Annotated in this window: 14 protein-coding genes; 3 read left to right on the top strand and 11 right to left on the bottom strand. The window is 43.8% G+C overall.

The window, feature by feature from the left end:
* Positions 1–113: 113 nt before the first annotated feature.
* The 6 genes from lolA1 to CLV51_RS13115 form a co-directional block, all read right to left on the bottom strand.
* Positions 114–773, bottom strand: a complete 660-nt coding sequence (lolA1, locus tag CLV51_RS13140) for an outer membrane lipoprotein periplasmic chaperone LolA1 (RefSeq protein WP_158267003.1) — start codon at positions 771–773, stop codon at positions 114–116.
* Between the two features lie 131 nt (positions 774–904).
* On the bottom strand, positions 905–3544 hold the full coding sequence (locus CLV51_RS13135; protein ID WP_106528481.1) for an FtsK/SpoIIIE family DNA translocase: 2640 nt from the start codon (positions 3542–3544) through the stop codon (positions 905–907).
* A 21-nt stretch (positions 3545–3565) separates the two neighbouring features.
* Positions 3566–4984, bottom strand: coding sequence for an alpha/beta hydrolase family protein (locus CLV51_RS13130; RefSeq protein ID WP_106528480.1), 1419 nt, complete (start codon positions 4982–4984; stop codon positions 3566–3568).
* Between the two features lie 12 nt (positions 4985–4996).
* Positions 4997–5389: a DUF423 domain-containing protein gene (locus CLV51_RS13125; RefSeq protein ID WP_106528479.1), complete on the bottom strand. Its 393-nt coding sequence runs from the start codon at positions 5387–5389 to the stop codon at positions 4997–4999.
* 1 nt (position 5390) lies between these two features.
* Positions 5391–5885, bottom strand: coding sequence for a shikimate kinase (locus CLV51_RS13120; protein WP_106528478.1), 495 nt, complete (start codon positions 5883–5885; stop codon positions 5391–5393).
* A gap of 33 nt (positions 5886–5918) precedes the next feature.
* Complete coding sequence (locus tag CLV51_RS13115) at positions 5919–6539, bottom strand: 4'-phosphopantetheinyl transferase family protein (RefSeq protein WP_106528477.1); 621 nt, start codon at positions 6537–6539, stop codon at positions 5919–5921.
* A 152-nt stretch (positions 6540–6691) separates the two neighbouring features.
* On the opposite strand from CLV51_RS13115, the gene dcd reads away from it, so the two are divergent.
* Positions 6692–7228, top strand: coding sequence for a dCTP deaminase (gene dcd, locus CLV51_RS13110; RefSeq protein ID WP_106528476.1), 537 nt, complete (start codon positions 6692–6694; stop codon positions 7226–7228).
* Between the two features lie 70 nt (positions 7229–7298).
* Here the strand turns inward: dcd and CLV51_RS13105 are convergent, their stop codons facing one another.
* Genes CLV51_RS13105 through CLV51_RS13095 form a run of 3 tightly spaced genes read right to left on the bottom strand, consistent with a single transcriptional unit; the run spans position 7299 to position 9522 of the window.
* On the bottom strand, positions 7299–7676 hold the full coding sequence (locus CLV51_RS13105; protein WP_106528475.1) for a VOC family protein: 378 nt from the start codon (positions 7674–7676) through the stop codon (positions 7299–7301).
* Between the two features lie 48 nt (positions 7677–7724).
* On the bottom strand, positions 7725–8843 hold the full coding sequence (locus CLV51_RS13100; RefSeq protein ID WP_245898706.1) for an ATP-binding protein: 1119 nt from the start codon (positions 8841–8843) through the stop codon (positions 7725–7727).
* Entirely contained in the window at positions 8812–9522 is a 711-nt protein-coding gene (locus CLV51_RS13095) for an RNA ligase family protein (protein ID WP_106528473.1), read from the bottom strand. Before CLV51_RS13095 ends, CLV51_RS13100 begins: the two co-directional genes overlap by 32 nt.
* A gap of 193 nt (positions 9523–9715) precedes the next feature.
* On the opposite strand from CLV51_RS13095, the gene CLV51_RS13090 reads away from it, so the two are divergent.
* Positions 9716–11467, top strand: coding sequence for a DUF885 domain-containing protein (locus CLV51_RS13090; protein WP_106528472.1), 1752 nt, complete (start codon positions 9716–9718; stop codon positions 11465–11467).
* A 114-nt stretch (positions 11468–11581) separates the two neighbouring features.
* On the opposite strand, the gene CLV51_RS13085 is transcribed toward CLV51_RS13090, so the two are convergent.
* On the bottom strand, positions 11582–12802 hold the full coding sequence (locus CLV51_RS13085; protein WP_106528471.1) for a DUF4272 domain-containing protein: 1221 nt from the start codon (positions 12800–12802) through the stop codon (positions 11582–11584).
* Position 12803: 1 nt separating this feature from the next.
* Entirely contained in the window at positions 12804–13673 is an 870-nt protein-coding gene (locus CLV51_RS13080) for a 3-keto-disaccharide hydrolase (protein ID WP_106528470.1), read from the bottom strand.
* Positions 13674–13918: 245 nt separating this feature from the next.
* Between CLV51_RS13080 and CLV51_RS13075 the strand changes: the two genes are divergently transcribed.
* A complete protein-coding gene (locus CLV51_RS13075; RefSeq protein WP_106528469.1) occupies positions 13919–14650 on the top strand; it encodes an SRPBCC family protein in 732 nt (243 codons plus the stop codon).
* Positions 14651–14731: the final 81 nt, after the last annotated feature.

Below are 14731 nucleotides of genomic sequence, written 5' to 3'. Positions count from 1 at the left end.
ATAATTACGAATTGCGAATTACGAATTACGGAGTTGCAGGCTGATAAAAGTGGAAATATCCACCCCAATGTACCCACAACTCCGTAATTCGTAATTCGCAATTCGTAATTATTTTATCTCAGGTCTACTACCTCTACACCAGGATATTTTTTGGCGTCAAAAGTAAAGGTGGCGTCACTCAGATCAGTATTAGGTGTAAAAGTGGTGATCTCGTAAGTGTAGTGGTTACCATTTTTCTCGAACACTTTCATCTTAGCGATGCTCTGGCTCTTCTTATCAACGGAAACAATCACTTTGAAAATATTCTTAGACTTATCGGTAGGTGTCAGTTCGATGTTCTGTAAAACTTTGCCTTTTTCGTTGCTGTCGGCGTTCATTTTATACAGATAATCTTTATCATAGAAATTAGTGAAAAGTTTGGCGGGTGTCATAGCGCCGCTACTTTGATCTACGTTATTGATAGTTACTTCATTCACATCTTTCGCATATGTCCAGGAAGTTTTGTTATCGCTGATAATTTCCTGTCCGGGCAGCGTTACTTTATATTTAGAGCCTTTCAGATAAACGACTCCTTTTTTTGAATCCGTTACACTGTTATTTGCGCCTTCTACCTTTAATATAAAATTAGCTACTACTGTCTTTAATGACTTGAATTTATTACTAACACCATCGAGTACTGTTTTTGCTTTAGGGTCCGTGGCACCCCTCGTTTGCGCCATGCCGCTGAAAATAACGCCACTCAACAACATTCCTGTTAATACAAATTTCTTCATTGTAGTTTTTTTTTGTTTTCTTAACCGGCAAATGACAAATGCCATGCCGGTATGACTAAGTCGGTTTTTACAGTATGCAAAAATCGGATATTTCACGAAAATGTGTAGCAAATTTTGCAAATAACCTCACATTATAACAAATTATTAAGGATCTCCTGTAGCTCACTCTCCGTTTTTACCAGTACATCCCTGGCCTTGCTACCCATATTAGGACCCACTATACTGGCAGCTTCCAGCTGATCCATGAGGCGTCCGGCGCGGTTATAGCCCAGTTTCATACGACGTTGCAGCAAAGATGTAGATCCCTGCTGAGCAGTTACTATTACCTGAGCGGCCTCTTCAAATAAAGGGTCACGATCTGCCAGGGTCAGCTCTTTGCCATCCACATCCTTGTCGTCCACATATTCGGGCAGCAGGAACGCGTCCGGATAACCTTTCTGGTTGCCAATGAACTCTGCCACATTTTCCACTTCAGGGGTATCCACAAAGGCACATTGCAGGCGCACCAGCTCCCCGTTAAAGGATACCAGCATATCCCCCTGGCCGATGAGCTGCTCCGCTCCTCCGATATCCAGGATGGTACGGGAATCTATTTTGGAAGACACCTTAAAGGCCACGCGAGCCGGGAAGTTGGCCTTAATAGTACCGGTAATAATGTTTACTGACGGACGTTGTGTGGCAATAATCAGGTGAATACCTACCGCACGGGCCAGCTGAGCCAAACGGGCAATCGGCATTTCCACCTCTTTACCTGCTGTCATAATCAGATCGGCAAATTCATCTACTACCAGCACTATAAATGGCAGGTAACGATGCCCTTTAAGCGGATTCAACCGACGCTGGGTGAATTTAACATTGTACTCACGGATATTACGCGTGCCGGCTTCTTTCAGCAAATCATACCGCAAATCCATTTCAATACACAGGGCATTGAGGGTATGGATCACTTTTTTAGTATCCGTGATAATTGCATCGTCTTCGCCTGGTAATTTGGCGAGGAAATGTTTTTCAATGAGTTTATAGAGTGATAATTCTACTTTCTTGGGATCTACCAATACAAACTTCAGCTGAGAAGGGTGCTTCTTATATAATAATGACACCAGCAAAGCATTGATACCAACAGATTTACCCTGACCTGTGGCCCCTGCCATGAGCAAGTGAGGCATCTTGGCCAGATCGGCAATGAAGTTTTCATTGTCGATCTTTTTACCCAACGCAATAGGCAGGTCCATAGTGCTGTTCTGGAACTTCTCTGATGCCAGCAAAGCTTTCAACGAAACAATAGACTTCTTCACATTAGGTACTTCGATACCGATAGTGCCCTTACCAGGTATGGGCGCGATAATACGGATGCCCAAAGCCGACAGGCTCAATGCGATATCATCTTCCAGATTTTTAATACGGGAGATACGAACACCTGCTGCCGGTACAATTTCATACAAAGTAACGGTAGGCCCTACTGTAGCACTGATTTTTTGTATAGAGATATCGTAGTTTTTGAGGGTATCGATGATCTGGTTTTTATTTTTTTCCAGTTCTGTGGTATCCTGTACAATTACTTTATCTGCACTGTGGTTTTCGAGTAAATCGAGTGTAGGAAACTTATAGTCACGCAGGTCCAGTGAAGGATCATAAGGATCTACCGGCCCCACTGGCCTTATGGCGGCTATTTCTTCTATTTCTTCTTCCTCATCTTTAAAAGTAGGTTTAATTTCAAATGCTACTTCTTCTACACCAGTCTTCTTTTTATTAACAGGTTTTTCCTCCGGTCTTTCTTCAATATATAATAATGGACCAGGGTCTTCCTCCTCCTCTTCTTCAGACAATTCATCTTCCTCTTCTGCTGATCCCGCCATATTTACCGGCGCCACTGCAGGTGGCATATACGCCGCGTGGGAAGGGATTACAGAGATCTCATCACGTTCTACGAGGTGCATTGGTGGCATGTCCTCTTCTTCCTCCTCATTATACATGGCTGGAGGTATCACCACTACGCCGTTATCTTCTTTTAATCCGTTTTTGCGGGCAGCGGGTGTAATGTCCTTTGCAGCCACTGGTGTACCAGCAGCTGTTTGTGCAGCTACCACAGGCGCTACTGCAGAAATGGGTTTAGGTGGTTTTATTTTTTTCTCCGGCCATTTGAAATTGAAATTAAATTTCCAGATGAGCCAGGAAAAACCCGCTACCAGCAAGAGCAAAGCAGTACCGGTTTTACCAATAAAACCCGATGTCCATTTATTCAATGCATTGCCTAAAGCGCCTCCCCACGGGAAGTCTGCATTGTAGGCCAGAAACGCCATGGTCATACTAATGAAAACTAATCCAAAGAGGATATACTTTACATTGCGCCATATCCGGAAAACGCGGCGACCAACAATAAAATTGATACCGATTATAAAAAAGAAATAACAAAACAGGTAAGCAGCGATGCCTACACCGTTGAAAAAGAAATTATGTGAAACAAAGGCTCCCAGGCGGCCCAGCAGGTTATCTACTTTAACATCGCCGATGAGTAATTCTTTGGTGGAGTAACGAAATACTTTATCCTGGTCATCTTCCCAGGTGAACAAATAGGAGGTGAAAGCAATAAAGCAATAAACAGACAGTAAAAGAAAAACCACGCCCAATACTTTATGGGTGCGTTCATCTTTTACGAGCTCTTTCACTTTTACCTCAGGCTCCCTGTCTTTCTTTAGTACGTCTGGATTGGGTGTAACGCCTTTCGGTTTCTTGCTTTCCGGTTTTTCGGTTTTCAGTTTATTCTTGGACATAATATAGCTTCAAAATTGGGACTACCTGGCGGTCGGCGGCAACTGTAAAATCCAGTGCATTATAAATTCCGGCACCAGGGGATCAATGGTTTGTTCCAGTTCTCCGTACTCCTCTACTGTACAGGATTGGCAACGTTGGAACAGGTGATTCAACCCGTCAAACTTACGGATTGTTATGAGGAAATTTCCATTTTCGCGCAAACTGCGTTCAATGGCACTCAGATTAGTGGCTGCATTCACCTGTATATCCCTGGACCCGTTAATCGCCATAAACGGACATTTGATCTGCTTCAGATACTTTAAAGGCTGGTAGCGCAAAAGAGAAGACTGCTCCTTACTGAAGCTCACATCTCCTACAAAAGCCTCTTCTGTAACATGTTGTTTAACCGCTTCAGAAGAAGTACGGTAAACCTCCTGCAATGCTGCTGTTGCAGAAGCCTTTGCCGAAGTAAGGTTGCTGTCGCCCGCCAATGCATCCCAGTAATTTTTGAGACGTACTATACGTGCATTGATCAGGCTATCAGACTCGCCAGCCATTTTACCTTCCATGAACATTTTCTGATCTACTATCTCACGACCGGGCAAGCCAACACCGGCCATAGATACTACAAATGCAATCGTTGGATTGTTTGCTGCCACAATCTGTGCTATCACAGCGCCCTCGCTGTGGCCTAACAAACCTATGCTATGTACATCCACATCTTTTCGTTTCTGCAAAAACGTAACTGCAGCGCGGGTATCGTCGGCAAAATCATAGATACCGGCATCACCATAATTGCCAGTGGAAGCGGCTACGCCACGATCATCATATCTTAGTGAAGCAATGCCATTGCGGGCAAAATAATCTGCCAGCACCAGGAACGTTTTATGGGAAGCCATCTCCTCATTACGATCCTGCGGACCAGAGCCCGTGATCATCACCACCACCGGGTATTTACCCATAGTAGCAGGACGGGTAAACGTACCAGCCAGGGTTACACTATCTTTTTTATTGTCGAATTTTACTTCCTCTGTATAATAGGGGTATGGCGGTTTAGGCTCCTGTGGCCGTTTGAACAGGTCTTCTTTATTGACCACCTTTTTAGACAGATCAAATTCACTTTGTTGTCCGTTCCAGGTAAACAATCCTTTGAACTGCGCAGTAGCCTGGTCCCACACACCCGTGTATGTAAATTTAATTTCGTCTATACGCAGCAACAGGGTATCCTTGCGGTATACCACGTTGTCAAAGCTGATAGATTCGTTTGTTTGATCGGGGCTCTGCATTTCTCCTTTATAACCATCCCCATCTTTCTCCAACACTACTATCAGGCGCTGCTTTTCGCCGTAATAAGATTTGGCTACACCGTACCACTTACCGGTAATACCGGCTTTATCCTGTGCCCCAGCCATTGTGCAAAGACAAACACTCACCAACAACACCAAAAATCCTTTATACATACGAAATGTGCTTTATGCTTTTATCTTTAGAATTCCCATCAGCAGGCAAATCCAGCCAGCTATGAAAAATACGCCACCAATAGGTGTAATGATACCAATACCTTTTAAACCTACATTACCAGTGACATTCAGCATGGTCATCAGATACAGGGAACCGGAGAAAAGAATGATACCGATAATAAAACATCTGCCAGCCCACTCTAACTGGCTACCAGGAGCATATGCAAAGAGGATGCCGGTAGCAATCAATGCAAATACGTGATAGAACTGGTAAGTAACGCCTGTCTTAAATGTTTCAATGCCTGTACTGTCCACCAGTTCTTTCAGTTTATGTGCACCAAATGCACCTAAAACCACTGCCAATGCGCCTAATACTGCTGCCCAGACTAAAAAACTTTTATGCATACTAGAAATTTTGCGTAAAGGTATCCAATGAAATATTATCTGATGAAATTATATGCCTGGATTGTTGATAAAAAGGCAGGCGTTCCGCCATCTTCTTTTCTACAAATCCCATCAGGTCTTCATCTTCCAGTTCTGAAATCAGCGGCCGTTTAGACTTTTTGCGTTGCAACCTTTCTACCATGGCTTCCACAGAAGGATTGATCCAAATAGTAGTGCCATGTTCGTTCATAAAGTCCATGTTTTCCTGAAAGCAGGGAGTACCGCCGCCGCAGGAAATCAGGAAATTTTCCTGACGGGATAATTCGCGGAGGAGCATACTCTCTTTCTCTCTGAAATAGTCTTCTCCTTTGGTAGCAAAAATATCGCTGATCGCCATCTCTTCTTCTGCAACGATCACTTCATCAAGATCGTAATAAGGCAGCTTCCAGTGGTCGGCCAGTTGTTTGCCCCAATAGGATTTTCCGGCACCCATAAAGCCGAGTAAGAATATTTTCATAAATAACTTAACAGTTAGTAATAATTCCTTTCCTCACGCAGGATGCGTCCATGCCAGGCATAGGTCGTTCTCCATTATGTATTGCAAATATAGCCGGGTATTTGAATCCTGTTTGTTAAAATCGGCCATAATAAAACCTGCCTGTTGAAAAATGAAGGGATGCAGCCGCATATTATCCTTAAAATCAACCTTTCCAAGTCCGTACCATTTAAACATAGCTTCTTTGGCGCTCCAGCAAATAGTTTTATGTGGCAGGGTATGCACGGGGTCTATAAATGATTGTTCCGGCGGCGCCAGGAACTTATGCGACACCAGTTCTATCTTCATTTTTACTTCTTCAATATCTATACCCACAGCAGCTTTGGTGCTCACAATAGCCGCCGCATAATCACCACAATGTGAGATGGAAAAATGGTAGCTATCGCACTCCAGTATTGGCTTGCGTGTGTTCGTTACCATAATCTGATGTATGGGAAATTCAGGAAACAGTGTTACCAGCAAGTATCTGCCTGCAAAATGCTGCAACCGTTTGTGCGGGTGATGAATATCCGGGCTGATGTTTACTTTGGTACGGAAAAAGGCTTCTTCTTCCGTAATCTTCCACACTCCCAGTCTCGTTTCCGGATCAATTTGTATCGTTCGTATTAATGGCATATCTTGCCAAATTAAAGCAAAAAAGCAGAAAAACAGCTTTTTTAGCTTTTAGCAGTTAGCATTTAGGTATTAGCAAAAACTAATTACTAATACCTAAATGCTAACCGCTAAAAGCTAAGAAACAGCTCACTAAAACTAAACGACACCCGATCATGATTCTGTCAGACAAACGGATACTGGAGGAAATTGACAAAGGCACGATCGTGATTGCGCCTTACGACCGGAAGTATCTGGGAACCAACTCCTATGATGTACACCTGGGCAGGTACCTTGCTACTTACAAAGACCGCATCCTCGATGCGCGCAAACACAATGAGATTGAGCATTTTGAAATTCCGGAAGAAGGTTATGTATTACATCCCGGCACCCTGTACCTGGGCGTTACGGAAGAATACACGGAAACACATGCACATGTTCCCTTCCTGGAAGGAAAGTCCAGTACCGGCCGCCTCGGTATAGACATTCACGCTACTGCCGGTAAAGGAGATGTAGGATTTTGTAATACCTGGACACTGGAAATTTCCTGCGCACAACCTGTACGCATATACGCAGGTATGCCTATTGGCCAGCTGATCTATTTTGTAGTAGAAGGTGAAGTGGAAATACTCTATAATAAAAAAGGAAATGCCAAATATAATGGTCGCACCATCAAGCCTGTAGAGAGTATGATGTGGCGCAATGAGTTTTAAAGCTATTTTTTTATTTAGATATTTTGTTTCAATGGCAAGCCATTTCTGAAACAAAATATCTAAATAAAAATTATTCATACCATACTTCTACCTCATATCCATCGGGGTCCAGCAGGAAGAGATAAGGTTCTTCCGGTGAAAAGTTGCCCTCCTCTTTAATACTCCCTCCCGCGGCTATTACCCTTTCTTTTATGATGCTGATGTCTGATGGTTTTTTCAACCGAAAGCCGAAATGCTGAATACCACTGCGTTTCCCGGTGAGTTCCGTACTCTCCTTTTCTTCCAGCACCAACACATCTTTCATACCAGGCGTTTCCAGTTGGGCAAAACCTTCATGACGATAAGTTAGTTGCATATCAAATACCTGTTGGTAAAAACGGACGCTGACGTCTATACGTTTTACCAGGAGCGCGAGATGAGTAAGACCAAAAGTAAGAGATGGTTCCATGAGAGGAGGTTTTTCTCTTTACCGAAGGTAATAAAATTGTGATCTTCTTCAGACAAAGTATATCACTTCGTGTGCTTCTGTGATCACAGGCACTTCAAGCTTACTGATCATACGCTCCATTGCAGCAGCGGGAACAATATCTTCCCGTTGTTTATTCTGATACAGTAGCTTACCTACGGGTACTTCTACATAAACAATTGTTACAGCAGCACGATAGGTAAAGAACAAACTGATCAACTGTTCCCGCATCTGCCTGGTGATGTTGGTTGCATTCCAGATGAAAGATTGTTGTTTGCGCAAATACACCCTGGCCTGCTCTTTAGCCGCCTGTATCACCTTACCATTGCCACTTTTATCAGCAGGACTAATTTTCATTTCCTTTCTGATATCATCCAGGGAGATGACCGGCAGTTGTTGATAATGCTGACGCACGTAAGTATCTTTCCCCGCGCCTGGCAACCCGCTCATCATTATTACATGCATAAGCGGCTGTTCAAAGGGCACATAATCCGGTGCATTGTCTTCTTTCAACAGGTACTGTATGCGTGCATCTGCAGTAGCAAATGCACGGGGTATGCCCCAGCATTCGTTTTCGCGGCACAGCTCTTCAAAACAATCCAACCGATATAGCAACTCCGCCTGATCTGCACAGCTGCGGCCCAATGCATCAGCACGCGCCAGTAAAGCCAATAATTTTGTATCTACCTCCAGGCTGGCTATGATAAGGGCTTTCCGCGGATCAGGTTTATCGAATACCCATAGCGGAAGACCATGATATTTCACCAGTTTGGCAATCTGTTCACGTATCAAAAATGGTGCGGGCACATCGCGGTACAGGATCTGCCGTACTTTCATTTCTCCTTTACGCGCATGCCCTGCAGAAGTAATGGAGCCATCCGGTTGTAAAACAGTAGTGCTGTATTTCTCTGCATCGTGGAGTAAAGCGGCCGCCCACAGGACCTCCTGCAAGGGTAACGATAGCTCCTGAAATGCCGGCAATCCCGCAAGCTCCTGCAATACCAACTGCGTATGTACAGCCACGTTACCTTCTGCATGATGTTGTGTATCCTGCGGTATATCTTTCATAACCCGCACCCAATCAAATGTATTTTCCAGGTAGGCCCAGTCTTTATTTTCAGTAAGCTGCCACATAGTTACCTCCTTCATTATTTAACCGTGCACGGCGCCAGTGGCGGGTCCAGTGCTGGTCTGTTTTCACATGCCCCTTGCGAACATATTTAAACACATTGTTAGCAAAATCATTGACCGCATAAGCAGCTGCGTTGCGGGAAACAATACCTTCTATTATCGTAGGCGCACCCGTATGCACGTCATGCGGTTCAAAAGTGCCGCGGGCATTTACCAACGCCAGTGTATCCTGTTCAAATTCCTGACGTGTAGCCGGTGGCGTTATACACTTAATTTCCGGCACCATTGGTAAATCCAGTATGGCAGCATAAAAGCGGGTTTCTTCCCAGCTCAGCCAGCGATCATCTTCCCGGATACCAAATACATAAAAATGATGGTCCAGGTTTTTATATTCAATAGAATGTACAGCGTATACGTTTTCCAGGAATACTTCCAGGTTGCCGAGATCATTCTTTATACTTTGCCAGTAGCGGCGTATGCTTTCCGTCCATGCAGAAGTAGTGGGTGCGGCATGAGAACGCGCAAACACGCCATGTTTCGAAAGACAATTATTTTCTCCGTCCAGCTTTTCTGTATGAATCAGCAACGGGATCTTTGTCAGCTCCTGCCAATATTCATGCTGAATGCGGTCATCGCTGGTATTGCCCGGCGAAAACGGATAATGATACGTACGGCCATATTTTTGAGAAACTGCCATGTTATCAGGGTTTAAGTTAAACAATACTATCACAGGCCGGTTCCGGGAAGGAACGGCGAAAGGAATAAATTAATATGCCTGTGACATTACATGGCGCAAGATTTTGCAGTTTTTATTAATGAAGGGCAAAAGTAAAGAAAATAATTAAATAGTATCTTACGCAAGCTTTTGAAAACAACAACAATCTATTGTTATGAAAAAAATCCTCCTTTACGCAACTGCTGCTGCAGCATTGGCTGCCTGTAACAGCAACAGCACCGGTAATAAAAGTAGTGGCTCAGACAGCACGCTGAATAATGCTTTCAGCAATTATGAGCAACGCTTTATTGATGCCTTATGGAAAGAGAATCCGGATTGGGCCACCTCTGTAGGATATCATAAATATGATTCCGTACTGATAGTACCCGATAGCGCTGCCACACAGGCTTCACTTACTTTTGCCAAACAACAGCTGGACTCACTTAAGTCATTTAAGCTGGCCGATCTTACTGATGCCAACAAGATCGATTTTCAACTGATAGAAAACTACCTGCAATCTACCCGGTGGGGCATCAATGAGTTGAAAAGCAATGAATGGGATCCATCTGGTTTCAATGTGAGCAACACCTGCGCTTTTATATTGAATGAAAACTATGCACCGCTGGAATCCAGGCTGCGCAGCTTTGCCAGCCGGTTGCAACGTGTTCCTGCTTATTACGAAGCAGCTAAAAAACAAGTGAAAGACCCTGTTCCTGAGCTCACCTCACTGGCGATAGATCAGAACACTGGTGGCTTGTCTGTTTTTGAAAAGGACTTTGTTGATTCTCTCCATAAAACCAGTATTCCGGCGGCAGAAAAAGCAGCCATGACTGCACAGGCACAAACAGCTGCAAAAGCTATCAAAGATTATGCTGCCTGGTTAAAAGCGCTGAAACCCGCGCACCCACGCAGCTTCCGCCTTGGAAAAGCTTTATACGATCAGAAATTTAACTACAACATACAGTCTTCTTTTACGGCATCTCAAATTTATGATTCAGCAGTAGCACGTAAAAGTTTTGTACATGGCGAAATGCTAAAGATCAGTAAGCAGCTATGGCCTAAATATTTTGGTAATAAACCTATGCCCACGGATTCACTGGAACTGGTTGGCCGTATGATTGATACACTTTCTGTGCAACATGTAAAGCCGGAAGAATTTCAATCTGCTATCGAAAAACTATTACCATCGCTGATTACTTTTATCAAAGAAAAAGACCTGGTATATATTGATCCTTCCAAACCACTGGTAGTGCGTAAAGAGCCGGCATATATGGCTGGCGTGGCCGGTGCATCTATCAGCGCCCCTGGCCCCTATGATAAAGGTGGCAATACTTATTACAATGTAGGCAGCCTGGACGGATGGTCTAAAGAAAAAGCCGAAAGCTATCTGCGCGAATACAATCAGTATATCCTTCAGATACTGGATATCCATGAAGCCATTCCCGGACATTATACCCAGTTGGTATACTCCAATCAATCGCCCAGCCTGATCAAATCATTGATGGGCAACGGTGCTATGATTGAAGGATGGGCAGTATATACTGAACAGATGATGCTGGAAAACGGCTATGGCAACAATGCTCCTGAAATGTGGCTGATGTGGTACAAATGGAACCTTCGTGCTGTATGCAATACCATCCTGGATTACAGCGTACACGCAAAGGATATGAGCAAAGAAGATGCGATCCGTTTGCTGACAAAAGAAGCATTCCAGCAACAGGCAGAGGCAGAAGGAAAATGGAAAAGAGTAAGTGTAACCAGTGTGCAGTTAACCAGCTATTTTACCGGTTACAAAGAAATCATTGATCTCCGCGAAGCTTATAAACAGAAGCTGGGAAAGGGTTTCAGCCTGAAAGCATTTCATGAAAAATTCCTGAGTTATGGCAGCGCACCGGTCAAGTACATTCAACAACTGATGCTGAAATAAGCTTTTAGATTTTAGTATTTAGCTTTTAGTAAAAATGCAGCGGAGATCAGGTATTATGCCTGATCTCCGCTGCATTTTTACTAAAAGCTAAAAGCCAATGGCTAAATGCTCCTATCACGTATCACATGTAACCTCATCCCATGGCTGGTCACGATAATTAATCAACCAGTTAAGCGCATAATGTCTTTCGTATACAATACCCGGGTGAATGGGTTCTTTTTCTCCTTTTATACGCGCATCTACACAAGCCCAATGCGCCCGGTAATACAAATCGTTGGCATCGAGGATTTCAGCAGCGGAACGCAGTTGCGTGGCACCTGCAAGAAATACAGCAGGATCAGAAGCAGGTCCGCGGAAAGGGAAAGCCTCTTCCGGTACCATGTCCAGGTTACACAGGTCGTTCATATAACCCAATGCAGGCACCTTATTCAATGCCCATAGCAATACCCAGATATCTTCACACTTCCAGGTTTCCTTTGTTTTCAGTTCCTCCTGCGGGTCTTGCAAAAAAGCTTTTTCCGCATCGGTTGTGCTATCCCAAAGATTGTGTTGCTGTAGATAAGTAGTTACAGCAGGTCCATCGAGATAGCCAAAAGCTACTGTATTTACAGCGGAGAGTATCGCTGTTCTGGTAGCTATTTCAGCAGCAGAGCGGATCACCACTGTGCTTTCATCCGCTATTACAGGGAGATTGGCACTGGTTTTCACACTCATTTCATTCAGTTGCTGTATACTACGATCCCTCCTGGTGGCTGCTTCGTCGGATGCTTCAGCAGGACTATCGAAATAACCGGACTGGATATTCACCACCAGGTTGGTAGCAGTAGAATGACCGTTTACATCCAGCAATAAAGCACCGGATTTATCCCAGAAACCTTGCACTTCTGTTTTGAAGATAAAGTTGTTTTCGCAGAAGAAGATGCCATCCAGCTCATGCGCCATTTCCATTACAGCGGCACGGAAATCTCCGTTAAAAGAAGGTTCTGCCAATATCACCACTTCCGTATTGATAGTCGTGATTTTTGCCAGCAGCAGGTCCTTCAGTGCTGGATTATCGGCCGGTAGTTGTTGTACAAAAGCGTACATACCCAACAGGTTGGCGATAATGGGTTCCTCACTGTGCATCAGCGTATAACCTGGCACTGAGCGTTGGCGATAAGTAATAGAGAGTGTACTGCCTTTACGTAATAGTTTTTTACCCGATATGATGGTAATACGCTCCCAGTTGTTGTCCTGTCCTGTTATGTTTACTGCCGATTCTCCAAAGTGAGCGCGCATACGAGCCACCACTTTGCCCATATCTATCTCATGCGTATAGAGCGTACAATTTTCCATGCTATTTTTTTCGAGGGGCCAAAGGTAGCCCAAAGGAGTCACGTTTTTGCAGCAGCAGCAAAATTTTATTCAACTTCACGGGATCATTGATATATGGAGATAAATCGAAGAGTTCTACCTTTCTGAAGGCCACCGGGTGACTTTCGCTCTGCAGCGAAATAGATCCTGATGATAATAATTTTCCATCCTGTTTCACTGCCGGATCAGCATGAGATACGTTGCCGCCACCAATCTGTGGTTTTTCAAATACCAGCACGGTGTCTTTATCTACTATATATTTAATTACGGAATCACGCAGTACCAGGGCTTCTGCATGTACCCATACATCGCCGTGAAAAGTTTTGGAAGTGGAGCTGATACAATGATCTGTGATTAATTTATCGTGCATCACCACGTTGGTGCCGGGTGTACAGAGATTGGAAGTACTGCGGTCGTCCTTGCCGTTACCACCCAGTAACTGGTCTTCCAGTGAAATGGGGAAGTCCTGGTCTTTGGTCATACTGGCTGCTGTTTGCCCGTGCAACATTACACCGCTATTGCGATAAGCCCATCCCGGGCCGCCTTTCACCTGGTCGCCGGTAAATTTGTATTCCACTACCACGAGATACGCGGAGAAATTCTTTTTATAGAAGATATGCCCGAATTGTTCCTTGAATTCATCGTAATGATCATAGCTAACTTTCAGCATGCCACTGTCTACACGGAAGGTATTACCAAAATTATCATTCAGCTCATGCCCGGTTATTTTGACATCCCAGCCTTTGAGATTTTTACCATTAAAGAGTTTCAGCCATTTATTTGGGGCAACCTCTTTTTGTGCTGAACTGTGAAGGCCAGCCAGGAGTAATAACGCGGTCAATACTTTTTTCATGTGTTCGTTTATTTAACCGGTTAAGATAGTTAATCAGGGAGAGAAATACAATATGCCTATACATAGCTTTACAATTTGATGTATGAATGGCATCCTACAAATAGTGTGTAAGAAATTACGCACCGTATCCATCCTGCCACAGGAATATAAATGGAATCCTAACATTTATCTTTATAAAAATCAATCATTTACTACATTTTCAGAAAAGTGCAGGGTTTTCGCTGCTTATTCCCCAAACTGTATATATGAATACCTTAACACAACAACTAAACGGTCACCATCCTGATCAACCTAAAGCAGGGCCATTATATGAAAGCTCCAATATCATTAATGTAACACCGGAAGGCAGAATTGTATCTATTTTTACCGGCGCCTGGGCACTGGGTAATGCCATTAGCCAGGTGGACAAAAAGCCTGTCAGCAGCCTTTTAAAGCTATTAGGAGCTGGCTATTTACTTTACCGCGGTATCTCTGGCAATTGTATTATTAATGGGTTTACTGGTAAAAGAAAAGTCGACAAACACACTGCTGCGGTGAATATAAGAACATCTTTAATCATCAATAATCCCAAAGAAGAAGTGTATTATTTCTGGCGGCAGCTTAATAATCTGCCCGTGTTTATGAAACACTTACAGTCTGTAGAAGAGCTGGATCCTTTTCATTCGCACTGGATTGTAAAGGGACCTGGTCGCATAGGTACCCTGGAATGGGATGCTGAAATAGTAAAAGAAATACCCGGAGAACTGCTTGGATGGCGTTCATTACCCGGATCATCGATTGCCACGGCATGCAGGGTTACCTTCCGGGAAACGGTTAATGGAGACACTGAAATAGATGTAATGATTACATATCGCCCACCAGCAGGCTATGTAGGTACCGGAATGGCCTGGTTACTGAATCCTGCTTTTGAAAATATGATCATCAAGGATATCAAACGATTCAAAGTTTATATGGAAACAGGGGAAATACTTAATTAGTAGTTAGCTATTAGCAAAATGCAGCGGAGATATAAGCGGATAATACAATCATCCGTTAATATCTCCGCTGCATTTTGCTAA

It is taken from the genome of Chitinophaga niastensis (assembly GCF_003014755.1).
Lineage (GTDB): Bacteria > Bacteroidota > Bacteroidia > Chitinophagales > Chitinophagaceae > Chitinophaga > Chitinophaga niastensis.
The sequence above is the reverse complement of the archived record's forward strand: the minus strand, read 5'-3'. Positions and strand labels throughout refer to the sequence as shown.